The organism is Streptomyces auratus, from assembly GCF_050433025.1.
GTDB lineage: Bacteria > Actinomycetota > Actinomycetes > Streptomycetales > Streptomycetaceae > Streptomyces > Streptomyces sioyaensis.
This window is the reverse complement of sequence record NZ_JBNGCB010000001.1, coordinates 2117560-2142958: the sequence shown is the minus strand read 5'-3', so window position 1 is coordinate 2142958 and position 25399 is coordinate 2117560. Positions and strand designations below refer to the sequence as shown.

Genomic DNA, 25399 nt, shown 5'->3' with positions numbered 1-25399 from the left:
GGCGCGTACCTGTGGAGGGGACGAGGATGACGGCCCGATCGCCGATGGCGCCCCTGCCGCGTCCGCCGCGCCGCCCCGCCATGGTGCGGGGGCCGCGCGGCGGCCGCGTCCCCGGTGGCCCCCGGGGCTTCCTGGCCAGGGTGAAGCGCGCCTGGGACCGTCCGCTGACCGCGTACTACCTGATCCTCGGCGGCAGCCTGCTGATCACCGTGCTGGGCCTGGTGATGGTCTACTCGGCGTCCCAGATCAAGGCGCTGCAGTCCGGCCTGGCCCCGGCGTACTTCTTCCGCAAGCAGCTGCTCGCCGCGGTCCTCGGCGGCGGGCTGCTGCTGGCCGCCTCCCGGATGCCGGTACGGCTGCACCGCGGGCTGGCCTATCCGCTGCTGGCCGGCTCGGTCTTCCTGATGTGCCTGGTGCAGATCCCCGGGATAGGGGTCGCGGTCAACGGCAACCAGAACTGGATCAACCTCGGCGGCCCGTTCCAGATGCAGCCGAGCGAGTTCGGCAAGCTCGCGCTGGTGCTGTGGGGCGCCGATCTGCTGGCCCGCAAACAGGACAAGAAACTGCTGGTGCAGTGGAAGCACCTGCTGGTGCCGCTGATCCCGGTGGCCTTTCTGCTGCTCGGGCTGATCATGCTCGGCGGTGACATGGGCACCGCGATCATTCTCACGGCGATCCTTTTCGGGCTGCTGTGGCTGGCCGGTGCGCCGACCAGGCTGTTCGTGGGGGTGCTGGGCGCCGCCACGCTGATCGGGGCGCTGCTGATCAAGACCAGCGCCAACCGGATGTCCCGCCTGGCCTGCATCGGAGCCACCGATCCGGGGCCCGGGGACCAGTGCTGGCAGGCCGTGCACGGCATCTATGCCCTGGCGTCCGGCGGATTCTTCGGTTCCGGCCTCGGCGCAAGTATGGAAAAATGGGGAGAACTCCCTGAACCGCACACCGACTTCATCTTCGCCATCACCGGGGAGGAACTGGGTCTGGCGGGGACGCTGTCGGTGCTCGCCCTCTTCGCGGCTCTAGGCTATGCGGGTATCCGCGTGGCCGGACGCACGGAGGACCCCTTCGTACGGTACGCCGCGGGAGGTGTGACCACCTGGATCACGGCTCAGGCCGTGATCAACATCGGTGCGGTGCTCGGCCTGTTGCCGATCGCCGGTGTCCCGCTCCCGCTGTTCTCCTACGGAGGCTCCGCCCTGCTGCCGACGATGTTCGCCATCGGGCTGCTGATCGCCTTCGCGCGTGACGAGCCCGCTGCACGGGCGGCCTTGACGGCCCGGTCGAAGCGGAAGCCGGTCTTCGGCAGAAGAGCGGCTGGGGTGAGATGGAAGACGATGAGACGGCGCGTCAAGAAGCGGCCGTCCGGAGAGCGGTGAATTTCGGTGCATGTCGTACTCGCCGGTGGGGGGACCGCCGGCCACATCGAGCCCGCGCTCGCCCTCGCGGACGCACTGCGGAGGCAGGACCCCACCGTGGGGATCACGGCACTCGGTACGGAGAAGGGCCTGGAGACCCGGCTCGTCCCGGAGCGCGGCTATGAGCTGGGGCTGATCCCCGCCGTCCCGCTGCCGCGCAAGCCCACGCCGGAACTGATCACCGTCCCCGGGCGGCTGCGCGGCACGATCAAGGCCGCCGAACAGATCCTGGAGCGCACCAAGGCCGACTGCGTCGTCGGCTTCGGCGGCTATGTGGCGCTGCCCGGATATCTGGCCGCCAAGCGGCTCGGAGTGCCGATCATCGTCCACGAGGCCAACGCCCGGCCCGGTCTGGCCAACAAGATCGGCTCGCGGTACGCCAAGTTCGTCGCCGTCAGCACCCCCGACAGCAAGCTGCGCGGGGCCCGCTACGTCGGCATCCCGCTGCGCCGCACCATCGCGACCCTGGACCGTGCCGCGGTCCGCCCCGAGGCGCGGGCCGCCTTCGGCCTCGACCCCAACCTCCCGACGCTGCTGGTGTCCGGCGGTTCCCAGGGCGCCCGCCGGCTCAACGAGGTCATCCAGGCCACCGTGCCGGCCCTCCAGCGCGCCGGTATCCAGGTCCTGCACGCGGTCGGCCCGAAGAACGAACTGCCGCACGCGGACAACATGCCCGGGATGCCCCCCTATGTCCCGGTACCGTACGTGGACCGGATGGATCTCGCGTACGCCGCGGCCGACATGATGCTCTGCCGCGCGGGCGCGATGACCGTCGCCGAGTTGTCCGCCGTCGGGCTCCCGGCCGCGTTCGTCCCGCTGCCCATCGGCAACGGCGAGCAGCGGCTCAACGCCCAGCCGCTGGTCAACGCCGGCGGAGGTGTGCTGGTCGACGACGCCCAGCTGACCTCGGACTGGGTGCAGAGCAATGTGCTCCCGGTCCTGGCCGATCCGCACCGGCTGTACGAGATGTCGCGCGCGGCCTCCGAGTTCGGCCGCCGGGACGCCGACGAGCTGTTGGTCGGCATGGTGTACGAGGCGATCGCGCAGCACAACAAGTAGCGCACGAGAGAAGGCAGGGGAGCGTGGCCGGACCGGCAACCGCCCGTCGAGGCGAGCAGAAGTCACCGTCCGGCCCGCCCTCCGCCGAGGCGCCCCCGGGGCGAAGACTCCGGTGGGTGCGCCTTCCCGTTCGCGCGCCGGGCCGCCGCAGTCTGATCATCATCCTGGTCGGCGTGGTGCTGCTCGGCGCGTTCGGCGCCTGGGTGCTCTACGCGTCGAACTGGCTGCGGGTGGAACGCGTCAAGGCCACCGGTACCGAGGTGCTGACGCCGGATGAGGTCGTTGCCGCGGCGCATGCCCCGATGAACGCCCCGCTGGCCTCCGTGGACACCGAGGCGCTGGCCCGCCGGCTGCGCGCCCGGCTGCCGCGCATCAAGACCGTGGACGTCGAGCGGTCCTGGCCGAACACAATCGGTCTGAATGTGACCGAAAGAATGCCGGAACTGCTGATGCGATCGGGCGGAAAGTTTGTCGAAGTGGACGCCGAAGGCGTCCGGTTCGCCACCGTGAAGGCGGCCCCCAAGGGTGTTCCGCTTCTGGAAATGATCGCATCCGACTCTCCGAGTCTGCATCAGTTCGGAACCGACCGGTTGCGACGCTCTGCGGTCGAGGTCGCCCAGGATCTTCCCGTGGCGCTGCGCAAGGACCTCCGGAAGGTCCGGGTCCGGTCCTATGACGCCATCTCCCTCGAACTGGCGGACGGTCGCACCGTCGCCTGGGGTAGTCGCGAACAGGGCGCCGAAAAGGCAAAGGTGCTGGCCGCGCTGGTGAAAGCCGCGCGTGACGCGCGCCACTTCGATGTGTCGGTCCCCAGCGCCCCTGCCGTATCCGGGAGTTGACGTCCGTAGCCGCAGGCCAGCACCCTGGATGGCTACGACTATGGGTGATCACATAGGGTGAAAAGAAAAACGGGAGGTTCGGCGTGTTCGTTGAACGTGCGCGCCTTGTCGACTTAGTGTCTCGTTCCAAAGGGACTATGGAACCAAGGAACACAGGCACAGGTAACCCTAAACTTCAACGTTAGGGTTCGGGTCGGCACTACGAACCGTCCCATCGGCATCAGTCGGCGTCCACACGCAGTGCGGCGACGACACGTAACTCGAGGCGAGAGGCCTTCGACGTGGCAGCACCGCAGAACTACCTCGCAGTCATCAAGGTCGTCGGCATCGGCGGCGGTGGCGTGAACGCCATCAACCGGATGATCGAGGTCGGGCTCAAGGGCGTCGAGTTCATCGCGATCAACACCGATGCGCAGGCGCTGCTGATGAGCGACGCCGACGTCAAGCTCGACGTCGGCCGCGAAATGACGCGCGGGCTCGGCGCCGGCGCCAACCCGGATGTGGGTCGCAAGGCGGCCGAGGACCACCGCGAGGAGATCGAGGAGGTCCTCAAGGGGGCCGACATGGTCTTCGTGACCGCCGGAGAGGGCGGCGGCACCGGTACCGGCGGCGCCCCCGTCGTCGCCAACATCGCGCGCTCGCTGGGCGCCCTGACGATCGGTGTGGTCACCCGCCCGTTCACCTTCGAGGGCCGCCGTCGCGCCAACCAGGCCGAGGACGGCATCGCCCAGCTGCGCGAAGAGGTCGACACCCTCATCGTGATCCCCAATGACCGGCTGCTGTCCATCTCGGACCGTCAGGTGAGCGTGCTCGACGCGTTCAAGTCCGCGGACCAGGTGCTGCTGTCGGGTGTGCAGGGCATCACCGATCTGATCACCACCCCGGGCTTGATCAACCTCGACTTCGCCGACGTCAAGTCCGTGATGTCCGAGGCCGGGTCCGCCCTCATGGGTATCGGCTCGGCGCGCGGCGACGACCGCGCGGTGGCCGCCGCGGAGATGGCGATCTCCTCGCCGCTCCTGGAGGCGTCCATCGACGGCGCCCGCGGCGTGCTGCTCTCCATCTCCGGCGGCTCCGACCTCGGTCTCTTCGAGATCAACGAGGCCGCGCAGCTGGTCAGCGAGGCGGCACACCCGGAAGCCAACATCATCTTCGGTGCGGTCATCGACGACGCGCTGGGCGACGAGGTCCGGGTCACGGTCATCGCCGCGGGCTTCGACGGCGGTCAGCCGCCGGCCCGCCGCGACTCACAGTCCGCCGCGTCCACCGCGAAGCGCGAGGAGCCCGCCCCGGCTCCGAGCCGTCCGGTCGCTCCGCCCGAGCCGCGTTCGTCGTCCTTCGGCGGACTGGGCTCGGTGCCCGTACGCGACGAGGAGCCGGCCTCGGCCGAGTCCTCCTCGCTGGGCGAGGTCTCCTCGCCCCCGGCGAGCGCCCCGCAGGTTCCCCCGGCCCGTCCGTACTCGGACTCCGCGGCCGAGGAACTGGACGTCCCCGACTTCCTGAAGTGATGTAAAGCAGCGAAGTGATAGGGAAACAGCACCACGAGAGCGGCGCGCACTTCGCCTTCACCGACAGGTGGGGCGGGGTGAGCGCCGCTCCGTATGAGCAGCTCAACCTGGGCGGCGCGGTCGGCGACGACCCGCAGGCCGTACGCACCAACCGTGCGCGCGCCGCCGCGGAACTCGGCCTCGACCCGGCCGCGGTGGTCTGGATGAACCAGGTCCACGGCCGGGACGTCGCCGTGGTCGACGGACCGTGGCGAGACGAGGACGTCCCCGGTGTCGACGCGGTGGTGACGGTTCGCCGGGGTCTTGCGCTCGCCGTGCTGACGGCCGACTGCACCCCGGTCCTGCTCGCCGACCCGGTCGCCGGGGTCGCGGGGGCCGCGCACGCCGGCCGGCCCGGGCTGGTCGCCGGGGTCGTCCCGGCGGTCGTCGAGGCGATGGTGCGGCAGGGCGCGGAGCCGGCCCGGATCGTCGCGTACACCGGACCCGCGATCTGCGGGCGGTGTTACGAGGTGCCCGAGGCGATGCGCGACGATGTCGCCGCCGTGGTGCCCGAGGCCCGGGCGACGACCGGCTGGGGCACTCCCGCGGTGGACGTCACCGCAGGCGTACGGGCCCAACTCGCCGCGGCGGGCGTGCCGTTGCGTGAGGATTCCCACATCTGCACCCGCGAGTCCGCGGACCACTTTTCTTACCGGCGCGACCGTACGACGGGGCGGCTCGCGAGCTATGTGTGGCTCGGGGGCGCCCCCGGCCCGGGGCTGGGGGAGGCAGAGTCGTGACGGACGACCGTAAGACGCAGCTGGCACACAACCTGGCGCAGGTGGAGGAACGTATCTCCGCCGCCTGCGCCAAGGCCGGCCGGCCGCGCGACGAGGTGACCCTGATCGTGGTCACCAAGACCTACCCCGCGAGCGATGTACGGCTGCTCGCGGAGCTGGGGGTACGGCAGGTCGCGGAGAACCGTGACCAGGAGGCCGCGCCCAAGGCCGCGGAATGCGGAGATTTGCCGCTTAATTGGCACTTCGTTGGGCAGTTGCAGACGAACAAGGTGCGGTCCGTGGCCGGATATGCCGGAGTTGTTCAGTCGGTCGACCGGGCCAGGCTCGCCACCGCCCTCTCCAGGGAGGCGGTGCGCGCCGAGCGCGAACTGGGCTGCCTGATCCAGGTGGCGCTCGACGCGGAGTCGGGGGAGCGGGGGGACCGGGGCGGGGTGGCGCCGGACGGAGTCGAGGCACTTGCCGAGACCATCGCCGGGGCCCAAGGGCTGCGCCTGGACGGTGTGATGACCGTCGCACCGCTGGCCGGGCCGTACGCGGGCCGTGAACTCGCCGCTTTCGAACGGCTCATGGAAATCGCATCCGACCTGCGCGCGCTGCATCCTGCTGCCAACATGGTGTCAGCAGGCATGAGCGCGGACCTCGAAGATGCCGTGGCAGCCGGGGCGACACATGTGCGCGTCGGCACTGCGGTGCTCGGAGTCCGACCACGGCTCCGGTAACGTCGCCAAGCAAGTCGGACCACAGCACAAAATATGGTCATTCCCGCAAAAGCGGGCAGGCCGCGTGGATCCAAGGCCCCTGCTGACGGAGCCGATCCACCACAGAGCGGAGGACGCAGAGAATGGCCGGCGCGATGCGCAAGATGGCGGTCTACCTCGGCCTCGTGGAGGACGATGGGTACGACGGCCGGGGGTTCGACCCCGACGACGAGTTCGAGCCCGAGCTTGACCCGGAACCCGATCGGGGGCGGCGTCAACAGCACCAGGCTCAGCCCGAAATCCCCCCGGAAAGGGAGGAACCCGTCCGTGCTGTGACACCTCCGGCGCAACGCGAACCGGCTCCGCTCACCGCGGAAAGCGGACGACCCGCGCGAATCGCCCCCGTGTCATCCATCACACCCGAACGTCCAAATCTGGAGAAGAACGCACCGGTGATCATGCCCAAGGTTGTGTCCGAGCGGGAGCCCTACCGCATCACCACACTCCACCCCCGGACCTACAACGAAGCCCGTACCATCGGGGAACACTTCCGCGAGGGCACTCCGGTGATCATGAATCTGACGGAGATGGATGACACCGATGCGAAGCGACTTGTCGACTTTGCGGCCGGTTTGGTGTTTGGTCTTCACGGCAGTATCGAGCGGGTGACGCAGAAGGTGTTCCTGTTGTCTCCTGCTAACGTCGATGTCACGGCGGAGGACAAGGCCCGTATCGCAGAGGGCGGGTTCTTCAACCAGAGCTGAGACGCAACACCGGGCACACCAGGGCCGTAAGGTCTGCACAGGAGCAAGGGGAGAGGGACAGCGCGAGATGAGTGTCTTTGGTCAGGTGATCTACATCGCGCTGTACTGCTTCCTGATCGTGTTGATCTTCCGGCTGGTGATGGACTATGTGTTCCAATTCGCCCGTTCATGGCAACCCGGCAAGGCGATGGTGGTCGTTCTTGAGGCCGCCTACACTGTCACTGATCCGCCACTCAAGCTTCTGCGGCGGGTAATTCCGCCGCTGCGTCTCGGGGGCGTGGCGCTCGACCTGTCCTTCTTCGTATTGATGATCATCGTGTACATCCTGATCACCGTCGTGAGGTCGGTGTTGTTGGTGTGAACGATACGGTCTTGCCGATTGCCGACGACTACGTTGAGGTGAAGTAGAGATGCCGTTGACCCCCGAGGACGTGCGGAACAAGCAGTTCACGACCGTCCGCCTCCGAGAAGGCTATGACGAGGACGAGGTCGATGCCTTCCTCGATGAGGTCGAAGCCGAACTGACCCGGCTCCTGCGGGAGAACGAGGACCTCCGCGCCAAGCTTGCCGCTGCCACCCGCGCCGCCGCGCAGAACCAGCAGCAGCAGGGTCTGCGCAAGGGACCGGACCAGCAGCAGGAGCAGCAGCAGAGGCCCGGGGCTCCCGTGCCCGCCGCCATATCCGGTCCGCAGCCGGTGCCGCCGCAGCAGCAGCAGGGGATGGGTGGCCCTCCCCAACTGCCCGGTGGAGCACCGCAGCTGCCTCCTGGTCCCGGTGGCCACGGCCCGCAGGGCCCGCACGGCCCCGGTCCGATGGGTCCCGGTGGTCCCATGGGCGGCCCGATGGGCGGCCCCGGTGGACCCCAGCTGCCCGGCCCCGGCGGCCAGCAGGGCGGCCCGGGCGGTGACAGCGCGGCACGCGTGCTGTCGCTGGCACAGCAGACCGCCGACCAGGCGATCGCGGAGGCCCGTTCCGAGGCCAACAAGATCGTCGGCGAGGCGCGCAGCCGTGCCGAGGGCCTGGAGCGGGACGCCCGCGCCAAGGCCGATGCGCTGGAGCGGGACGCGCAGGAGAAGCACCGCGTGGCGATGGGCTCGCTGGAGTCGGCCCGCGCGACGTTGGAGCGCAAGGTCGAGGACCTGCGCGGCTTCGAGCGCGAGTACCGCACGCGGCTGAAGTCCTACCTGGAGAGCCAGCTGCGTCAGCTGGAGAACCAGGCCGACGACTCGCTGGCCCCGCCGCGGACCCCGGCGACCGCTTCGCTGCCGCCGTCGCCCTCGATGGCGTCGGCCGGTGCGGGTGCCATGGGCGGCAACCACACCATGGGTGGCGGTCAGTCCATGGGTGGTGGCAACCACTCCATGGCCGGTCAGTCCAGCGGCGGTCCGTCCTACGGCGGTCAGCAGCAGATGTCGCCGGCGATGACCCAGCCGATGGCTCCGGTGCGGCCGCAGAGCCCGCAGCCGATGCAGCAGACGCCGTCGCCGATGCGTGGCTTCCTCATCGACGAGGACGACAACTGACGCCCGCGTAGCGCGCGCCGTCGGCAATCAGGGCCGGGCCCCGAAGGAAGAACATTCCTTCGGGGCCCGGCCCTTTTGTGTGGACTTGTCCAGGCGGCCGGGAGTGGGTGCGGGGACGGCGAAGCCCCCCGGCGCGGGCTGCGCCGGGGGGCTTCGTACGGGCGGTGCCCGGGGTTACGCCTTGCGGAGACGGAAGGTCAGGGCCAGGGCCTCGTCGGTGAACTCGGGGCCGTAGGAACCGTTCGCCTCGTCGGTGGTGTGCTGCTCGTTCACGAAGTCCGTGGCGAGCACCTCGTCGGAGATCAGGCCGGTGTGGTCGGCCAGGGCCGTGCGGACCTCCTCGTCGGTGGACTGCCAGCGCAGCGCGATCCGGTCGGCGACGTCCAGACCGCTGTTCTTGCGGGCCTCCTGGATCAGCCGGATCGCGTCGCGGGCCAGGCCCGCCCGGCGCAGCTCGGGAGTGATCTCCAGATCGAGGGCGACCGTCGCCCCCGCGTCGGAGGCCACCGACCAGCCCTCCCGCGGGGTCTCGGTGATGATCACCTCGTCGGGGGCGAGGGAGACGGTCTCGCCGTCAACCTCGACGCTTGCCGTGCCCTCGCGCAGGGCGAGTGAGAGGGCCGCGGCGTCCGCGCCGGCGACGGCCTTGGCGACCGCCTGGACGCCCTTGCCGAACCGCTTGCCGAGGGCACGGAAGTTCGCCTTGGCGGTGGTGTCGACGAGGGAGCCCCCGACCTCCGAGAGCGAGGCCAGCGAGCTGACGTTGAGCTCCTCGGTGATCTGTGCGCGCAGGTCCTCGGGCAGGGCCGCGAAGCCGTGGGCCGCGACCAGTGCGCGGGACAGCGGCTGGCGGGTCTTGACGCCGGACTCGGCGCGGGTGGCGCGGCCCAGCTCGACGAGCCGGCGGACCAGCAGCATCTGGGCGGACAGCGTCGGGTCGATGGCGGCCTTGTCGGCGACCGGCCAGCTCGCGAGATGCACCGAATCCGGGGCGTCCGGGGTCACCGGGACGACCAGGTCCTGCCAGACCCGCTCGGTGATGAACGGGGTGAGGGGCGCCATGAGGCGGGTGACGGTCTCGATGACCTCGTGGAGGGTGCGCAGCGCGGCCGCGTCGCCCTGCCAGAAGCGGCGGCGGGAGCGGCGGACGTACCAGTTGGAGAGGTCGTCGACGAAGGAGGAGAGGAGCTTGCCGGCGCGCTGGGTGTCGAAGGACTCCAGGGCGACGGTGACCTGCTCGGTCAGGGTGTTGAGCTCGCCGAGCAGCCAGCGGTCCAGCAGCGGGCGGTCGGCGGGGGCCGGGTCGGCGGCGGAGGGCGCCCAGTTCGAGGTACGGGCGTACAGCGCCTGGAAGGCGACCGTGTTCCAGTACGTGAGGAGGGTCTTGCGGACGACTTCCTGGATGGTGTTGTGGCCCACCCGGCGGGCGGCCCACGGGGAGCCGCCGGCGGCCATGAACCAGCGGACCGCGTCGGCGCCGTGCTGGTCCATGAGCGGGATCGGCTGGAGGGTGTTGCCCAGGTGCTTGGACATCTTCCGGCCGTCCTCGGCCAGGATGTGGCCCAGGCAGACCACGTTCTCGTAACTCGACTTGTCGAAGACGAGGGTGCCGACGGCCATCAGCGTGTAGAACCAGCCGCGGGTCTGGTCGATGGCCTCGGAGATGAACTGCGCCGGGTAGCGCTTCTCGAACAGCTCCTTGTTGCGGTACGGGTAGCCCCACTGCGCGAACGGCATCGAGCCCGAGTCGTACCAGGCGTCGATGACCTCCGGGACGCGGGTCGCGGTGCCCTGGCAGGTCGGGCAGGCGAAGGTGATCTCGTCGATGAACGGGCGGTGCGGGTCCAGGTCCGACTGGTCGGTGCCGGTCAGCTCGGTCAGCTCGGCCAGCGAGCCGACGCAGGTGAGGTGCTTCTCCTCGCAGCGCCAGATGGGCAGCGGGGTGCCCCAGTAGCGGTTGCGGGACAGTGCCCAGTCGATGTTGTTGTTCAGCCAGTCGCCATAGCGGCCGTGCTTGACGGACTCCGGGAACCAGTTGGTGTTCTCGTTCTCCCGCAGCAGGGCGTCCTTGATCGCGGTGGTGCGGATGTACCACGACGGCTGGGCGTAGTAGAGCAGCGCGGTGTGGCAGCGCCAGCAGTGCGGGTAGCTGTGCTCGTAGGCGAGGTGCCGGAAGAGCAGACCGCGGGCGCCGAGGTCTGCGACCAGCGCCTCGTCGGCCTTCTTGAAGAACTGGCCGCCGATCAGGTCCAGCCCCTCCTCGAAGGTGCCGTCCGGGCGGACCGGGTTGATCACCGGCAGGCCGTAGGCCTTGCAGGTCTTGAGGTCGTCCTCACCGAAGGCCGGGGCCTGGTGGACGAGGCCGGTGCCGTCGTCGGTGGTGACGTACTCGGCGTTGACGACGATGTTGGCGCCGTCCAGCTCGACGAGGTCGAAGGGGCGCTCGTAGGACCAGCGCTCCATCTCGCGGCCGGTGAACGACTCGCCGGTGGTGCTCCAGCCCTCGCCGAGCGCCTTCTCCAGCAGCGGCTCGGCGACGACCAGCTGCTCACTGCCGTCGGTGGCGACGACGTAGGTGACGTCGGGGTGGGCGGCGACGGCGGTGTTGGAGACCAGGGTCCAGGGGGTGGTCGTCCAGATGAGGAGCTTGGCCCGGCCGGCCAGCGGACCGGAGGTCAGCGGGAGGCGGACGAAGACCGAGGGGTCGACGACCGTCTCGTAGCCCTGCGCCAGCTCGTGGTCCGACAGGCCGGTGCCGCAGCGCGGGCACCAGGGGGCGACACGGTGGTCCTGGACCAGCAGGCCCTTGCCGAAGATCTCCTTCAGCGACCACCACACCGACTCGATGTAGTCGGGGTCCATCGTGCGGTACGGGGCATCCAGGTCGGTCCAGTAGCCCATACGGGTCGTGAGCTCGGCGAAGGCGTCGGTGTGGCGGGTCACCGACTCGCGGCACTTGGCGTTGAACTCGGCGATGCCGTACGCCTCGATGTCCTTCTTGCCGTTGAAGCCCAGCTCCTTCTCCACGGCCAGCTCGACCGGGAGGCCGTGGCAGTCCCAGCCGGCCTTGCGGTCGACGTGGTAGCCCTGCATCGTGCGGAACCGGGGGAAGACGTCCTTGAAGACGCGGGCCTCGATGTGGTGCGCGCCGGGCATGCCGTTGGCGGTCGGGGGGCCTTCGTAGAAGACCCACTCGGGCCGTCCCTCGGACTGCTGGAGGGTGCGGGCGAAGACCTTCTGCTCCTGCCAGAACTCGAGCACGGCGTGCTCAAGGGCGGGGAGGTCTACCTGGGCGGGTACCTGGCGGTACTGGGGCTGCGGACTCATCGGGGGCTTCCTCCGGCGGACACCTGCTGCGTTCTCCGTCCGGAGGGACGAGAGCCTGGGCTCCCGCGGTACCACCCTCCTTGGCGGTGCCGTCGCACCGCCCCCTCATTGGGGTCGCGCTGCCGGTTCTACTCGCCCGCAGGTGCTCTGCGGGCTTTCTTCCGGCGGCTCGGGGTGATCTTCACGTCGTGCACGCCCCCGGGCTTCCACCGTCCCCGGGTCGCTGCTGGCTGCGTACGGCGCTACTCGTCCCGTCAATGCCTCTCGCTGGTCCCCCGAGCTCTCGACTCCGCTCGAGCAGGGGGCACCCCCACAGTGTACGGGGCCGCGCCGACCGCGGCCGACCGGTTTTCCGCCGGCGTGCGGGCGGGCCGGGCACCGGCGCTCCGCGGGGGCGTGCCGGCCCCTCGAAGTGACCCGAATGGCGAGCAGTCGGGTGCCGCCCCGCCCGGCGGATTACCGGGCGGACGGCGGGGCACAACCGAGACAGACCGGACGTCCGGGCCGGTAGGCAGGGCCTGAGGGGCGGTGCGTCCCGTTGCCGCGTGGCGCGTGGCGATTTATCGTTCCCGTCACGATTCGCGAACAAAGTCACATATGTGAAGGGGTCGCGGCCATGGTGGCGAAAAAGACCGCCGCGGAGAAGAGCACGACGCCTGCCGACGAGGCCGTCGCGAAGCAGCCTGCACCGAAGAAGACAGCTCCGAAGAAGGCCGCGGCCAAGAAGACGGTGGCCAAGAAGACCGCGGCGAAGAAGACGGCGGACGGCGCGGCCCGCCCGTCGAAGACCACGGCCAAGACGGCCGCGCCGGCGAAGAAGGCCTCGGCGAAGACCGCCGAGAAGACCGCCGAGAAGACCGCCGCGAAGAAGGCAGCGGCCAAGCCGGCGGCGAAGAAGGCAGCGGCCAAGAAGACCGCGAAGAAGACCGGGAAAAAGGCTCCGGCCAAGACGGCCGCGGTGCCCGCTAAGAAGACGGGAGCCAAAACGGTGGTGGCGAAGAAGACTGCGGCCGCAAGGGCCGGGGCGGCCGGCAACAAGTCCGCGGTGCCGACGGTCAAGGTGGCCGCGGCGCCCGGCGAGCTCGCCGTACGGGCCGGTGAGGACCCCTGGACGCCGGCCGAGGTCGCCGCGGCCCGGACCGAGCTGATGGACGAGGCGGCGCGGCTGCGGCTGGAGATCGTCTCGGCCGAGAACGCCATCGCCGGGCTGATGCGTGACGGCGACGGCGCGGGCGACGACGAGGCCGACACCGGCACCAAGAACATCACCCGCGAACACGAGCTGGCGCTCGCCTCCAACGCCCGCGAGATGCTCCACCAGACCGAACGGGCCCTCGGCCGGTTGGATGCGGGCACCTACGGGCTGTGCGAGAACTGCGGCAACCCCATCGGCAAGGCACGGATGCAGGCCTTCCCGCGCGCGACGCTGTGCGTGGAGTGCAAGCAGAAGCAGGAGCGCCGCTGAGGCGGCCGGAGGTCGTCGCGGGGCGGCACCCGGACCGCCCGCGTCCGTGGAGGCGTGCCGTACTCTCGTGGTTCAGCCGGGCGGGGCCCGGCCGTGGACACGACGGGCTGAGGGACTCACACGTGGCAGAGGCGGAACGCATCACCGGCACGCCGGAACCCGAGCAGGGTGCCGGAGCGGATCCCATCACGGGGGCCGAAGCGGACGGGCCGGCGCAGTCCGGGCGGGACGCCGGCCGCGGCAAGCGGCGGATCCTCGCCCTGCTGCTGGTCGCGCTCCTGGTCTACCTGCTCGACCTGAGCAGCAAGCTCCTCGTCGTGGCGAAGCTGGAGCACCACGCGCCCATCGAGGTCATCGGGACGCTGCTGCAGTTCACGGTGATCCGTAACCGCGGTGCCGCCTTCGGTATGGGCGAGGCGCTGACGATCTTCCTCACCTTCATCGCGGCGGCCGTGATCGTGGTGATCGCCCGGATCGCCCGCAAGCTCTACAGCCTGCCCTGGGCGATCGCGCTCGGGCTGCTGCTCGGCGGTGCCTTCGGCAACCTCACCGACCGGATCTTCCGCACGCCGGGCGTCTTCGAGGGTGCGGTCGTCGACTTCATCGCCCCCGCGCACTTCGCGGTCTTCAACCTCGCCGACTCCGCGATCGTCTGCGGCGGCATCCTGATCGTGATCCTGTCCTTCCGTGGCCTCGACCCCGACGGGACCGTCCACAAGGACTGACCGGTACGGCGGGGGCGGGCGCCTCGCGGGCCCGCCGCCGCCAACCGCCGGGCAGGACACCATGGCGTAACTGCCATACTCGTGGGGTGAGCACCATTCCCGAGATCCGCACCCTGCCCGTACCGGACGGCCTGGAGGGCGAGCGCGTCGACGCCGCGCTGGCCCGGATGTTCGGCTTCTCCCGTACGAAGGCGGCCGAACTCGCGGCCTCCGGAAGGGTCCGGGTCGACGGCTCCGAGGTGATGAAGTCGGAGCGGGTGCACGGCGGCGCCTGGCTGGAAGTCGAGATGCCGCAGGCCGCGCCGCCCGTCGAGATCGTCGCCGAACCCGTCGAGGGCATGGAGATCGTGCATGACGACGACGACATCGTCGTGATCGTCAAGCCGGTCGGAGTGGCCGCGCACCCGAGCCCGGGTTGGACCGGTACGACCGTCATCGGCGGACTGGCCGCGGCCGGCTACCGCATCTCCACCTCCGGCGCCGCCGAGCGCCAGGGCATCGTGCACCGTCTCGACGTCGGCACCTCGGGCCTGATGGTGGTCGCCAAGTCCGAGCGCGCCTACACCCTGCTCAAGCAGCAGTTCCGCGAGCGCACGGTCGACAAGCGCTACCACGCCCTGGTGCAGGGCCACCCGGACCCGATGAGCGGCACCATCGACGCCCCCATCGGCCGGCATCCGCAGCACGACTACAAGTGGGCCGTCACCGCCGAGGGCAAGCCGTCGGTCACGCACTACGACCTGATCGAGGCGTTCCGCGCGGCCAGCCTGCTCGACATCAAGCTGGAGACCGGCCGCACCCACCAGATCCGGGTGCACATGGCCGCCCACCGCCACCCCTGCGTCGGCGATCTGACCTATGGCGCGGACCCGACCCTCGCCCAGCGGCTGAGCGTCGGCCGGCAGTGGCTGCACGCGGTCCGGCTGGGCTTCGAGCACCCCTCCGACGGCCGCTGGGTGGAGTTCGAGAGCACGTACCCGGACGATCTGCAGCGCGCGCTGGACACCGTGCGGGACGAGAGCAGCTGACGCCGCCCGGACGCGCGGCGGCGAACTGACACAGCGGCGAACTGCCACAGAACGGACACCGGCACGGCGGGTCCAGGTCGGCGCCGTGGCAGGCTGGGGCGGAAAGTGATCGAATCCGACCACCCCGGAGCGTAGCCACCGTGGACCAGCTGGCTCTGATGTTCGTCCTTCTGCTCGGAGCCGTGGTCATGGTTCCGGTCGGCGACCGGCTGGGGCTCCCGTCACCGGTACTGATGACGCTGGCCGGTGCCGTGCTGGCGCTGCTGCCGTTCGTGCCCAACGTCGAGGTACCGCCCGAATTCATCCTGCCGGTGGTGCTGCCGCCGCTGCTCTACGCGGCGGTGCAGCGCACCTCCTGGCGGCAGTTCACCGCCAACCTGCGGCCGATCTTCCTGCTCGCGGTGGCGCTGGTCTTCGCCACCACCGCCGCGGTGGCCGCCGTCGCCCAGGCGGTGGTGCCCGGTCTGCCGGTGGCCGCTGCGGTGGTGCTCGGGGCGCTGGTCGCACCGCCCGACCCGGTGGCCGCGACCGCCGTCGCCGGCAAGCTGGGGCTGCCCCGCCGGATGGTCTCCATCCTGGAGGGCGAGGGGCTGTTCAACGACGTCACCGCGATCGTGCTCTACCACGTCGCGCTGATCGCCGCGGTCACCGGCACCTTCTCGGTGCCCGCCGCGCTCGGCTCGCTGGTGCTGTCCGCGGTGGTCGCCATAGCGGTCGGCCTGGGGCTCGGCTGGGTCACCAACAAGCTGATGGGGCTGCTCGATGATCCGACGCTGCAGATCGGGCTGACGCTGCTGGTGCCGTTCGTCTCCTACGTCCTGGCCGAGGAGTTCCAAGGGTCGGGCGTGCTGGCGGTGCTGACCTGCGCGCTCTTCCTCGCCGAGCACGCGGTCGACGCGGACGACGTGCGGGGCCGGCTCGCGGGCTACACCTTCTGGGAGGTCGTCGACACCCTCGTCACCGGTGTCGCCTTCGGGCTGATCGGCCTGGAGCTGCACAACATCTTCGGGGCCGCCTCGCACCGCTGGGGCCAGCTGCTCGGCGCCGGGGCCGCCGTCGTCGGGGTGGTCGTCGGCGTCCGGCTGCTGTGGCTGCTGCCCGCCGCCTGGCTGGCCAAGCGGATGCACAAGCGCCGCGACTACGACGAGGACATCCCGATGAGCTGGCGGGAGACGCTCATCATGTGGTGGGCGGGGATGCGCGGGGTGGCCTCGGTGGCGCTGGCGCTGGCCATTCCGTACGCCATCGACGGCGGCAACGACTTCCCGGCCCGCGACGACATCCTCTTCATCGCCTTCGCGGTGGTGCTCTCCACCCTGATCATCCAGGGCCTCACGCTGCCCTGGCTGGTGCGCCGGCTGCGGGTGCGGGCCGACACCGATGCGGTCGACGCGCTGGAGCGGGAGCTGGCGCTGCGGGTGATCAAGGCGTCCAAGCGCCGGCTGAAGGAGATCCTGGAGGTCGAGGAGCTGCCCGACGAGATCAGCGAGCAGCTGGCCCGCCGGGCGCACGACATCGGCGCCCGGATCGCGCCGGAGATCGTCGACGACGAGCGGCGCGAGCTCTTCGAGAAGCGCATCGCCCGGATGAAGAAGGTGCAGCGCATCCAGGGCGAGATGCTCTCCGCCGCCCGGCACGAGGTGCTGGCGGCCCGCAGCGAACCGGGCGCGGACCCGGAGGTCGTCGACCGGGTGCTGCGGCATCTGGACGTGCGCAGCCTGCGGGGTACGCCCTGACGACACCGCCGGCCAGCCGTCGCGGGACGGCTGTACGGGGGCCCGGCCCGCGCTTCAGCCGCGCGGCGGCTCGGCGCCCGCGTCCGCGCCGGCCTGGTCACCTCGGCGGGCCGGCGGCACCTCCGGCTGCGCCGGTGCCGTGGTGATCCGCGGCAGCGCGTAGGCGTGCTCGGCCTGCAGCCACTCCAGCAGCCGCTCGCGGACCACACAGCGCACCGTCCATATGGTGTCCGCGTCCCGGGCGGTGACCAGGGCACGGACCACGATCGTGGACGGTGTGGTGTCGGTCACCACCAGGCTCCAGGCCCGGCCGTCCCACTCCGGGCACTCCTGGAGGATCTCCAGCAGCCGCTGCCGCATCTTCTCCACCGGCGCGCTGTGGTCGAGGTGCAGCAGGACCGTGCCGGTCATCTGCGCACCGCCGCGCGACCAGTTCTCGAACGGCTTGCCGGTGAAGTACGACACCGGCATGGTGATCCGGCGCTCGTCCCAGGTCCGGACGGTCAGAAAGGTCAGGGTGATCTCCTCGACGGTGCCCCACTCGCCGTCCACGACGACCGTGTCCCCTATCCGCACCATGTCGCCGAAGGCGATCTGCAGCCCGGCGAAGAGATTGCCGAGGGTGGACTGGGCGGCGATACCGGCGACGATGCCCACCAGCCCGGCGGACGCCAGCATGGAGGTGCCCACCGTCCGCATCGCCGGGAACGTCAGCAGCATCGAGGCGGCCGCGACGACGATCACCACGGCCGTGACCACCCGCTGGATCAGCGTCACCTGGGTCCGCACCCGGCGCACCCGCGCCGCGTCCCGGGCGCCGGCCGCATAGCGCGAGTACGACGACTCGACGATGGCCGCCGCGGCCCAGACCACCAGCCAGGCGGTGGCCGCTATCAGCACCAGGGTCAGCGCCTGGCCGATGCCCACCGCATGGGCGTCGATGAGCTGGACCGCGGTCGCGTCGTACGAGCCGCGCAACAGCGCCGCGCACAGCGCCACTTGCAGCGGTATCCGGCAGCGCCGCAGCAGTCCCCACAGGGGCGTCTCGGGGTGCGCGGCATCGATCCGGACCAGTGCCCGGTCGGCGAGCCAGACCAGGACGAGGGTGAGCAGGACCGAGCCGCCGATGACGACGACCGGACGCAGTACGTCCTCAGGTGACACGGGACTCCTCCTCTATGGGGTGCGGGGCGCTGTGGTGTGCTGGTACCCGGTACCTGCGACCGTAACTGGCACGATGGGGGGAGATCGGTCCAACCCAGGGAAGTGATGTCAGTGCCGGCCTCCGCCGAGTCCCCGACCAGCGGGCTTTCGACGATTGTGCTCTTTCATTCGGTGTGCGGGCTACGCCCCGCGGTGCATGCCGCGGCCGACCGGCTGCGCGCCGCGGGCCACGAGGTGATCGTCCCCGATCTGTTCGACGGCCGGACCGCGGAGTCGGTCCCGGACGGCATTCTGATCAAGGACGAGATCGGCAAGGAGGAGCTGCTCAAGCGGGCCATCATGGCCGTGGCACCGTACTCCGACCGCGGGCTGGTCTACGCCGGCTTCTCCTTCGGCGGCTCGGTCGCCCAGAACCTCGCGCTGGGGGACGAGAAGACCCGCGGTCTGCTGCTGCTCCACGGCACCTCGGACATCGCCGAGGACGCCGTCGCCGACGACCTGCCGGTGCAATTGCACGTCGCCGACCCCGACCCGTACGAGCCGCACGACTGGCTGAACGCCTGGTACTTGCAGATGCGCCGGGCCGGCGCGGACGTAGAGGTATACCGCTACGCCGGCGCCGGCCATCTCTTCACCGATCCCGGCCTGCCCGACTACGACGCGGAGGCGGCGGAGCGCACCTGGAAGGTGGCCGAGGGCTTCCTCGCCGGGCTGTGAGCCGGGCCGGCCGGGCCGGTGTGCCGGTGGGCGGGGCGCAGCTCAACCCACCGGCTGGTCCGTCCGCTCCACCTGCTGGGTGCCGGACCGGGTGCGGTACGAGCGCAGCAGCGTGCTGGTGGCCTGGGGATCGGTCTTGTCGGAGATGCCGAAGTAGTCCATCTGCGTCCGCTCGGCGGTGACGTCCAGGACCCCGTAGCCGTGCGAGTCCATGTCCAGCCACTTCACATGGCGGTTGGCGGCCCGGATGGCGGCGACCCCGGCCAGGGAGAGCGTGTGCGGCGCGACGTGCAGGATGTCGTCCAGGTTGTCGGAGGTCACGGAGGTGACCACGAACTCCGTCGCCACCGGCCCGGTCGCCGGGTACGTCGCCGCCTGGATCGGCACGTCGTTGGCCCAGGCCATGTGGATGTCGCCGGTCAGGAAGACGGTGTTGTCGATCCCGCGGTCGCTGAGATGGGTCAGCAGCTCGTGCCGGTCGTCGGTGTAGCCGTCCCACTGGTCGGTGTTGATCGCCAGGCCCTCCTTGGGCACCCCGAGGATCTCGGCGAGCGGGCCGAGCAGCTTCGCGGGTATGGACCCGAACGCGACCTGCGAGATCATCACCGAGGTGCCGACCAGCCGCCAGGCGCTGTCCGAGCGCTCCAGCCCCTGCTTGAGCCAGTCCAGTTGGGCCCGCCCGGTGATCGTCCGGCTGGGGTCGTCGACCGCGCCGCTGCCCGGCTTGGCCTGCTGGTCGCGGAACGAGCGCAGATCCAGCAGATGCAGATCGGCGAGGGTGCCGAAGCGCAGCCTGCGGTAGGTGGTGCCGGCGATCGAGGGGCGCACCGGCATCCACTCGAAGTACGCCTGCTTCGCCGCGGCCATCCGCGTGGACCAGTCGCCCTCGGTGCCCGGGGTGTGGTTCACCGCGCCGCCCTTCCAGGCGTTGTCGGCGAATTCGTGGTCGTCCCAGATGGCGATGACCGGGTGGGTGGCGTGCATCGCCAGCGCGTCCGGGTCGGTCTTGTGGACGCCGTGCCGGATGCGGTAGTCGGCGAGGGTGAGCAGTTCGTGGGCGGGGGAGTGCGGGCGGACGACGTACTTGAACTCCGGGTATTCGCCGGACTTGTACTCGTAGAGGTAGTCGCCGAGGTGCAGCACCGCGTCCAGGTCGGTGCGGGCGGCGAGGTGGCGGTAGGGGGAGAAGTAGCCGGACTCCCAGTTGGCGCAGGAGACCACGCCGAAGCGGACGTTGCCCGCCGAGGTGCCCTCGGCGGGTGCGGTGCGGGTGCGGCCGACGGGGGAGTGCTGCCCGCCGGCGGTGAAGCGGTAGTAGTAGTGGGTGGCCGGGCGCAGGCCGCGGACGTCCGCCTTGACGGTGTGGTCGGTGGCCGCCGAGGTGGACAGGCTCCCCCGTGCGACGACGGACGCGAAGTCCTGGTCGCCGGCCACCTCCCAGCTCACCGTGGTGGCCGGCCCCCGGCCGGAGCCGGGGGTGGCCTGCGCGGTCGGCGTGAGGCGGGTCCACAGCAGGATGCCGTCGGGGAGCGGATCCCCGGAGGCAACGCCGTGCTGGAAGAACCTGCCCTGGTCCGGGGCCTCTTGGGCGTGCGCGGTGGCGGCGCCGGCGAACGGCAGGAGAGCGGCGGTGGCGGCTACGGCCGTAACGGCTGTGCGGCGCGAGATCTGGTCATGATCGGTCACGGCCGCTCACCTTACTGGCCGGTAAGCCGCGCCGGGAGGGCGATTTCCGGGATTCCCGGAATTCGCCCGCCCGTTGTCCGAAAGCCACTCAGCGGCCGCCCGTGGGGTCCTTTTCGCCCTCGCGGATGCCCTTGCCCGGGTCCGGCTTGCCGGAGCCCTTCGCCGGGCCGAACTCCTTGTCGATCATCTTCTTGAAGTTGGCCTGCGCGAGCTGGTTGTACTGCGCCTGCGTCATCTGCTGCTGCGGCACCTGGGGCATCACCAGCTTCTTGTCGCCGTGCATGAAGCTGGGCGTGCGTTTGATGCCCTTACGGCCGAAAAGCGCGGTCATGTCCATCGCCCAGCGGTCGTAGGTGCCCTTCTTCACCGCCGTGGCGAACGCCTTGTCGTTCTTCAGCTCCGGCACTTCGCTGGCGACCTTGAGCAGTTCGGCGTCCTTGGCGTACAGGTCCTCGCGTTCGTCGGGGTGGTACTTGGCCGAGTACAGCGCCGACTTGTACTTCAAGAAGGCCTCCGGGCTGACGTTCAGGGCCGCGCCGAGCGCGCTCAGCGCGTTCTTCGAGCCCTCGCCGCCGCCGACATCGTCGATGAAGGCGTACATGGTGAAGCGGACCCGGTACCGGCCGTCCTCGATGTCCTTGGCCAGGACCTTGCCGCTGCTCTGCTCGAAGGCCGCACACGCCGGGCAGCGGACGTCCTCGAAGACCTCCAGGGTCTGCTTGGCGTTCTTGTCGCCTATCAGGATCTCGGTGCCGTTCTTGCCCTGGGTGTGCGCGGGCGTGACGAGCTTGGCCTCCTTGGCGGCCTCCCAGCCCTTGGGCTCGTTGGCCTTCATCACGGCGTAGCCGATGCCGCCGGCCACCGCCAGGACGCCGATCACCGCGCCCGCCGCGGTCAGTTGGCGGCGCAGCTTCTCCTTCTTCTTCTGGCGCTCCCGCTCGGCCCGGATGCGTTCGCGGGCCGCGGTCTTGTTGGCCAGGTTGTTGCGGTTGCTCATGGGTGGTGGGGTCCCCTCGAGGTCGTGCCGGCTTCGGTGTGCTGGTCAGGCGCTGGCCGGGCGGGGCGGGCCGCGGCGCCGTACGCAGTGCACGAGGAGGGGGAGCGGGCGGGCCGGCGGCAGCGGGTGCAGCGGCCGGATCCGCCGGCGGGGCGGGGCGGGGGCGGCGGTACGCACCGCCGCTGCGGTGCGCAGGGGGCGGATGGCACCGGCCGCGGCGGCGCGCAGCAGGGTGTCCAGCGCGGCGTCCCCGCGGTGCAGCCCGGCCGCGGCGAGCAGGCCGACCGCGACATGGGCGGCGAGCAGCAGCCAGGGGGCCGCCGCCGGGACGGTCGGCGGCAGGGTCGCGCCCGGATGGGCGGTCGCCCGGGCCAGCGGTGTGCCCCATTCGCCGCCCCGGCACAGCATTTCGACGCCGACCGAGCGCAGCGGGCCGGTGACCGGGCCGCCGGCCGGGCCGTAACAGGTGTGCTGCCCGGCGGTGAAGACGGTGTCGGCGGCCAGTTCCAGCGGCACCAGGAGCGCGGCGACGGCGCCGAATCCGCGCTCCCTGCCGGTCAGCGCATAGGCGGCGGCGAAGACCCCGGCGCAGATCGGGAGGACCGGAGCGGGCGGTAACGGGTGGTGCGAGAGCAGCACATGGGAGGCCGCGGACAGGGCGGTGCACAGTGCGGTGAACAGCGCCGCCCGCAGCGCCCTGAGCTGAACTCCCGGCGCGGTCGTCGGCCGGGCCCCGGGGCGTATTCCCGTCGCCTGCATGACGGGAGTCTGCCATGTGCACGGCATCAGCCCAGGTCAAGATTTGGCATCGGCCGGCGTGCACGGAACACGCCGGCCGCGGGGGGCGGCCCGCGGCCCGGCCGGTGGCCGGGCCGCCCGCGTCACTTCTTCAGGGCCTTGTCCACCATGGAGTTGAAGGCGGCCACGCTGGACGGCGCCACCTTGCCCTGCGGGCTGTCCGTGCCCAGCACCGTGTCGTTGAGCTTGATCGTCGGGGTGCTGGTGACGTCCTTGACCGCGCTGAAGGCGTCGGACATCTCCAGCGCCCACCGGTCGTACGTGCCCGACTTGACGGCCTTCTGGAAGGCGGCGTTGCCCTTGAGCGCCGGGATGGTGTCGGCGACCTTGAGCAGGTAGCTGTCGTCGGCGAACTTGTCCGGGCCGGTCTCGTCGGGGTGGTACTTCTTCGAGTACAGCGCGAACTTGTACTTCAAGAAGGCGTCCGGGCTGACGTTCAGGGCCGCGCCCAGTGCGCTCAGCGCGTTCTTGGAGCCGGTGCCCTTGAGGTTGGCGTCGAGGAACGTGCCCAGGTGGTAGGAGGCCTTGTACTTGCCGTCCTTGATGTCCTTCTCGACGGTCTGACCGACGTTCTGCTCGAAGTTGGCGCAGCCGGGGCAGCGCGGGTCCTCGAAAAGGTTGAGGGTGTTCTTGGCGTCGGACTTGCCGATGACGACCGTGGTGCCGTTGGCGCCGCTGCTGTTGGCGGGCTTGACCAGCTTGGCCTTCTCGGCCTTCCCCCACTCGTCGCCGCTCGCGGCGCTGCTGCCGGAGTCGCCGCCCATGGTGGCGAAGGCCACGCCGATGCCGCCGGCTATCGCCAGCACGGCGACGATCGCGCCGCCGACGATCAGCTGCCGGCGGACCTTCTCCTTCTTCGCCTGCCGCGCGCGCTCGGCGCGCAGCCGCTCGCGGGCTGCCTGCTTGTTGGCCTGGTTGTTGCGGTTGCTCATGACTGTTCCTGCTCCGTGGAATCCGTGGGACGGGGGTGCGTGCGGTCGGCGGCGTACCCGTACCTCACGGGGACGCCGGCTGCGCGGGCGCGGGGCTCACGCAGCGAGCGCGCAGGGCGGCCCACGGCGTACCACACAGTGCACCAGCAGGGGGGCGGTGCCGACGAGGTGCCCGGCCCGGACGGGGGCGGGCGCCGGGCGGCGCGGGGCGGCGGTGGCGCCGATCACCGCGACGGCGACCAGCAACGGACGGAAGGCGCAGCCGGCCACCGCGCCGAGCAGCTGCGCCAGCGCGGCCTCGCCGCGGCGCAGCCAGCCCGCTGCCAGCAGGCCCACACCGACGTGCGCCCCCAGCAGTAGCCAGGCGGCGCCCGGGTCGACGTCCGCGAGCAGCGCCGCCGCGCCACCGTGCCCGTCGCCGGTCATCCTGGCCAGCGGTGTCCCCAGGGGAGCCCCACCGCAGAGCACGCCGAAGCCGACGGAGCGCAGCGGACCCGCCACCGGGCCGCCCGCCTCGCCGTAACAGACGTGCTGACCGGCGGTGAACACCGTGTCGGCGGCCAGCTCAAGCGGGATCAGCAGGGCGGCGATCCGCCCGAAGCCGCGCTCGCGCCCCGCCAGCGCGTACGCGATGACGAAGACGGCGGTGGTGATGGCCGCCACCGTGGTCAGCGGCAAGGGGCCCCGGGAAAGCAGTACGTGCGACGCGGCGGAGAGCGCCACGACGAGCGCTGTGAAGAGCGCCGCGCGCACGGCTCTGAGCTGGGTCCCGGATATGTCCATCGAGGAGGAGTGTGCCATGGGTTCCTGTAGGCGGCCCCTAAAGGGTCCCTTTGAGTTCCCTGTCAAGGCCCCTGCCTAGGCCCGCAAGGGGCGGCGGACGCCGTAGACCCGGAACCCGGCCGTTGTGGAACAGGTCGATGAAGATCTGGTGGTCGCGACCTGCGCTTACGGGCGTGGCGACTGTTGGCAAGCCGGCACCGTCGGACGTCAGCAGGCAGGTGACCGCCGATATCGTAGGGGTGCTTGTTCGATCCGCGAAATGGGACGTGGCGATGAGCTGGACGTGCGGTCGCCACCCGTAGACGGCGGTGGTTGATCGTGGCCCGGACAGCGGCGGGGAGCCGGTTGCGGGCCTGCTACAGCAGAGCGGAAGTCGTGCAAAAGCGTATCTGGCGGGAGATCTCCCAGTCCGCCTAGAAGTTGCTGGGCTCGCTATGAACTCGTAACGGGATCATGTATTGGTCTTCTTCACGCGACGCCGGCAGATGAGGCTGCAGCCCACGAGAGGAAGACGTCGTGGAGTTCGAGGCTTCGCCCCCAGCTCACGCGAGAGGTTTCAACTGCCGCCGACCAGGGCGAGGTCTGCGTGACGCCGCTGATGTTCGCTGCGGTGGTGATGAGATGGAGCTGTGTCACCTTGTCATCGCAGATCAGGTGGTGTTTGCTGCCCGACTTCCATCGGCCGACCGGCGACGGACCGGTCGCGGCTCCCTCCTTTTTCGCGCAGTTGAGGGAGCCGCCCGCGCAGCGCGCTTTCGGTCCAGTTCGCTGGCCACGTTCAGCTTCGCGAGCACGATGCCAGTGCAGCTGGCCTTAGCGTGGTCCAGGCGGTACCAGAAGGACCACCCGGAGCTGCACTCCAACGCGGAGGTCACCAGCATCTGCGATCGGGCGGCGACGCACTCCCCGAACCTCGGCTCATCGGTATCCACTCCGTCTCGACGAGTCGAAGTCCAATTCGGGAGCCGTGGAAACCTAAACCTGCCTGGCGCGTTAGTGAAGCAGTCGCAGTTCCTCCGGAGCAAGGAAAAAGGGCGACCAGATATCCGGCGAACCGTTACGCGAGACCGAAACTAGCAGACCTTGACTGACCCGGACTCCTTGGTCAAGTCCTGTGAGTAAATCCACCCCATGGCGTCGTCCGATGTGCGCCCATACACCCAGAGGTTTCCGTACTTGTTGTAGACGCCGCACCAAGCATAAAAGGTTGTGCCGCGCGCCACAGACCTGATAGGCCTGCACGACGCGGACGGACCATCGAGCATATCCCCTAGCACGACCTTATGTACGGCATCAGAGTTGTTGTGTCCGACGCTGCCACAGCCGTAACCGGCGGCGCTGGCCGGCGTTGCCCCGCCTATCGTGAAGCCCCCCAGTACTGCTGTTGTGGCGGCAATCGACACAAGCGTCTTCTTGAGTTTCATCTTTCCTCCCCTGTTCCTTCGCTTATCGGAAC

The 25399-nt window shown here is 70.2% G+C and carries 22 protein-coding genes; 14 read left to right on the top strand and 8 right to left on the bottom strand.

Annotated elements, in window-relative coordinates; translation table 11 throughout:
• Nucleotides 1-26 precede the first annotated feature (26 nt).
• The 9 genes from ftsW to BKA18_RS09130 all read left to right on the top strand — a co-directional run bounded on the left by ftsW (nt 27) and on the right by BKA18_RS09130 (nt 8585).
• Nucleotides 27-1376: a putative lipid II flippase FtsW gene (gene ftsW, locus BKA18_RS09170; RefSeq protein ID WP_429638271.1), complete on the top strand. Its 1350-nt coding sequence runs from the start codon at nt 27-29 to the stop codon at nt 1374-1376.
• Between the two features lie 6 nt (nt 1377-1382).
• Nucleotides 1383-2474, top strand: coding sequence for an undecaprenyldiphospho-muramoylpentapeptide beta-N-acetylglucosaminyltransferase (gene murG, locus BKA18_RS09165; RefSeq protein ID WP_093482732.1), 1092 nt, complete (start codon nt 1383-1385; stop codon nt 2472-2474).
• A gap of 23 nt (nt 2475-2497) precedes the next feature.
• Complete coding sequence (locus tag BKA18_RS09160) at nt 2498-3313, top strand: cell division protein FtsQ/DivIB (protein ID WP_040899457.1); 816 nt, start codon at nt 2498-2500, stop codon at nt 3311-3313.
• A gap of 281 nt (nt 3314-3594) precedes the next feature.
• Nucleotides 3595-4821, top strand: a complete 1227-nt coding sequence (gene ftsZ / locus BKA18_RS09155; RefSeq protein ID WP_366046262.1) for a cell division protein FtsZ — start codon at nt 3595-3597, stop codon at nt 4819-4821.
• A gap of 14 nt (nt 4822-4835) precedes the next feature.
• Complete coding sequence (gene pgeF, locus BKA18_RS09150) at nt 4836-5600, top strand: peptidoglycan editing factor PgeF (RefSeq protein ID WP_366046261.1); 765 nt, start codon at nt 4836-4838, stop codon at nt 5598-5600.
• On the top strand, nt 5597-6319 hold the full coding sequence (locus tag BKA18_RS09145) for a YggS family pyridoxal phosphate-dependent enzyme (RefSeq protein ID WP_366046260.1): 723 nt from the start codon (nt 5597-5599) through the stop codon (nt 6317-6319). The genes pgeF and BKA18_RS09145 overlap by 4 nt, the downstream gene beginning before the upstream one ends.
• A 122-nt stretch (nt 6320-6441) precedes the next feature.
• Nucleotides 6442-7062 (top strand): cell division protein SepF, encoded by a 621-nt coding sequence (locus BKA18_RS09140; RefSeq protein ID WP_147249460.1) that lies wholly within the window; start codon nt 6442-6444, stop codon nt 7060-7062.
• A 67-nt stretch (nt 7063-7129) separates the two neighbouring features.
• Nucleotides 7130-7423 (top strand): YggT family protein, encoded by a 294-nt coding sequence (locus BKA18_RS09135; protein WP_006606159.1) that lies wholly within the window; start codon nt 7130-7132, stop codon nt 7421-7423.
• A gap of 49 nt (nt 7424-7472) precedes the next feature.
• Nucleotides 7473-8585 carry a DivIVA domain-containing protein gene (locus tag BKA18_RS09130; protein ID WP_366046259.1) on the top strand — a complete coding sequence of 371 codons (1113 nt, stop codon included), beginning with the start codon at nt 7473-7475 and terminating at the stop codon, nt 8583-8585.
• A gap of 174 nt (nt 8586-8759) precedes the next feature.
• On the opposite strand, the gene ileS is transcribed toward BKA18_RS09130, so the two are convergent.
• Nucleotides 8760-11912, bottom strand: coding sequence for an isoleucine--tRNA ligase (gene ileS, locus BKA18_RS09125; protein WP_366046258.1), 3153 nt, complete (start codon nt 11910-11912; stop codon nt 8760-8762).
• 616 nt (nt 11913-12528) lie between these two features.
• Between ileS and BKA18_RS09120 the strand changes: the two genes are divergently transcribed.
• The 4 genes from BKA18_RS09120 to BKA18_RS09105 all read left to right on the top strand — a co-directional run bounded on the left by BKA18_RS09120 (nt 12529) and on the right by BKA18_RS09105 (nt 16866).
• Nucleotides 12529-13377, top strand: a complete 849-nt coding sequence (locus tag BKA18_RS09120; protein ID WP_366046257.1) for a TraR/DksA family transcriptional regulator — start codon at nt 12529-12531, stop codon at nt 13375-13377.
• Nucleotides 13378-13499: 122 nt separating this feature from the next.
• Nucleotides 13500-14102: a signal peptidase II gene (gene lspA / locus BKA18_RS09115; RefSeq protein WP_366046256.1), complete on the top strand. Its 603-nt coding sequence runs from the start codon at nt 13500-13502 to the stop codon at nt 14100-14102.
• Between the two features lie 86 nt (nt 14103-14188).
• Nucleotides 14189-15130: an RluA family pseudouridine synthase gene (locus BKA18_RS09110; protein WP_366046255.1), complete on the top strand. Its 942-nt coding sequence runs from the start codon at nt 14189-14191 to the stop codon at nt 15128-15130.
• 140 nt (nt 15131-15270) lie between these two features.
• Nucleotides 15271-16866, top strand: a complete 1596-nt coding sequence (locus tag BKA18_RS09105) for a Na+/H+ antiporter (RefSeq protein ID WP_366046254.1) — start codon at nt 15271-15273, stop codon at nt 16864-16866.
• 54 nt (nt 16867-16920) lie between these two features.
• Here BKA18_RS09105 and BKA18_RS09100 read toward each other — a convergent pair whose 3' ends face one another.
• Nucleotides 16921-18030 carry a mechanosensitive ion channel family protein gene (locus tag BKA18_RS09100; RefSeq protein WP_366046253.1) on the bottom strand — a complete coding sequence of 370 codons (1110 nt, stop codon included), beginning with the start codon at nt 18028-18030 and terminating at the stop codon, nt 16921-16923.
• A gap of 105 nt (nt 18031-18135) precedes the next feature.
• Between BKA18_RS09100 and BKA18_RS09095 the strand changes: the two genes are divergently transcribed.
• Nucleotides 18136-18747 carry a dienelactone hydrolase family protein gene (locus BKA18_RS09095; protein ID WP_366046252.1) on the top strand — a complete coding sequence of 204 codons (612 nt, stop codon included), beginning with the start codon at nt 18136-18138 and terminating at the stop codon, nt 18745-18747.
• A gap of 42 nt (nt 18748-18789) precedes the next feature.
• Here the strand turns inward: BKA18_RS09095 and BKA18_RS09090 are convergent, their stop codons facing one another.
• From BKA18_RS09090 to BKA18_RS09065, 6 genes are all read right to left on the bottom strand, one after another.
• The gene (locus tag BKA18_RS09090; protein WP_366046251.1) at nt 18790-20433 is read right to left on the bottom strand and encodes an alkaline phosphatase D family protein; all 1644 of its coding nucleotides are present in this window, start codon (nt 20431-20433) and stop codon (nt 18790-18792) included.
• A gap of 88 nt (nt 20434-20521) precedes the next feature.
• Complete coding sequence (locus tag BKA18_RS09085; protein WP_006606171.1) at nt 20522-21430, bottom strand: thioredoxin domain-containing protein; 909 nt, start codon at nt 21428-21430, stop codon at nt 20522-20524.
• 45 nt (nt 21431-21475) lie between these two features.
• Entirely contained in the window at nt 21476-22189 is a 714-nt protein-coding gene (locus BKA18_RS09080) for a hypothetical protein (protein WP_366046250.1), read from the bottom strand.
• 122 nt (nt 22190-22311) lie between these two features.
• Nucleotides 22312-23160 carry a thioredoxin domain-containing protein gene (locus BKA18_RS09075; RefSeq protein WP_366046249.1) on the bottom strand — a complete coding sequence of 283 codons (849 nt, stop codon included), beginning with the start codon at nt 23158-23160 and terminating at the stop codon, nt 22312-22314.
• Nucleotides 23161-23256: 96 nt separating this feature from the next.
• Nucleotides 23257-23943, bottom strand: coding sequence for a hypothetical protein (locus BKA18_RS09070; protein ID WP_366046276.1), 687 nt, complete (start codon nt 23941-23943; stop codon nt 23257-23259).
• A 1073-nt stretch (nt 23944-25016) separates the two neighbouring features.
• Entirely contained in the window at nt 25017-25367 is a 351-nt protein-coding gene (locus BKA18_RS09065; protein WP_366046248.1) for a hypothetical protein, read from the bottom strand.
• Nucleotides 25368-25399 lie beyond the last annotated feature (32 nt).

Excerpts from the sequence above, each read along its gene's own strand:
- BKA18_RS09135 (WP_006606159.1), top strand. The coding sequence starts at position 7,130 with ATGAGTGTCTTTGGTCAGGTGATCTACATCGCGCTGTACTGCTTCCTG.
- BKA18_RS09140 (WP_147249460.1), top strand. The coding sequence starts at position 6,442 with ATGGCCGGCGCGATGCGCAAGATGGCGGTCTACCTCGGCCTCGTGGAG.
- ileS (WP_366046258.1), bottom strand. The coding sequence starts at position 11,912 with ATGAGTCCGCAGCCCCAGTACCGCCAGGTACCCGCCCAGGTAGACCTC.
- BKA18_RS09080 (WP_366046250.1), bottom strand. The coding sequence starts at position 22,189 with ATGCAGGCGACGGGAATACGCCCCGGGGCCCGGCCGACGACCGCGCCG.
- ftsW (WP_429638271.1), top strand. The coding sequence starts at position 27 with ATGACGGCCCGATCGCCGATGGCGCCCCTGCCGCGTCCGCCGCGCCGC.
- BKA18_RS09065 (WP_366046248.1), bottom strand. The coding sequence starts at position 25,367 with ATGAAACTCAAGAAGACGCTTGTGTCGATTGCCGCCACAACAGCAGTA.
- BKA18_RS09095 (WP_366046252.1), top strand. The coding sequence starts at position 18,136 with ATGTCAGTGCCGGCCTCCGCCGAGTCCCCGACCAGCGGGCTTTCGACG.
- BKA18_RS09070 (WP_366046276.1), bottom strand. The coding sequence starts at position 23,943 with ATGGACATATCCGGGACCCAGCTCAGAGCCGTGCGCGCGGCGCTCTTC.
- BKA18_RS09085 (WP_006606171.1), bottom strand. The coding sequence starts at position 21,430 with ATGAGCAACCGCAACAACCTGGCCAACAAGACCGCGGCCCGCGAACGC.
- BKA18_RS09130 (WP_366046259.1), top strand. The coding sequence starts at position 7,473 with ATGCCGTTGACCCCCGAGGACGTGCGGAACAAGCAGTTCACGACCGTC.
- BKA18_RS09075 (WP_366046249.1), bottom strand. The coding sequence starts at position 23,160 with ATGAGCAACCGCAACAACCAGGCCAACAAGCAGGCAGCCCGCGAGCGG.
- BKA18_RS09120 (WP_366046257.1), top strand. The coding sequence starts at position 12,529 with ATGGTGGCGAAAAAGACCGCCGCGGAGAAGAGCACGACGCCTGCCGAC.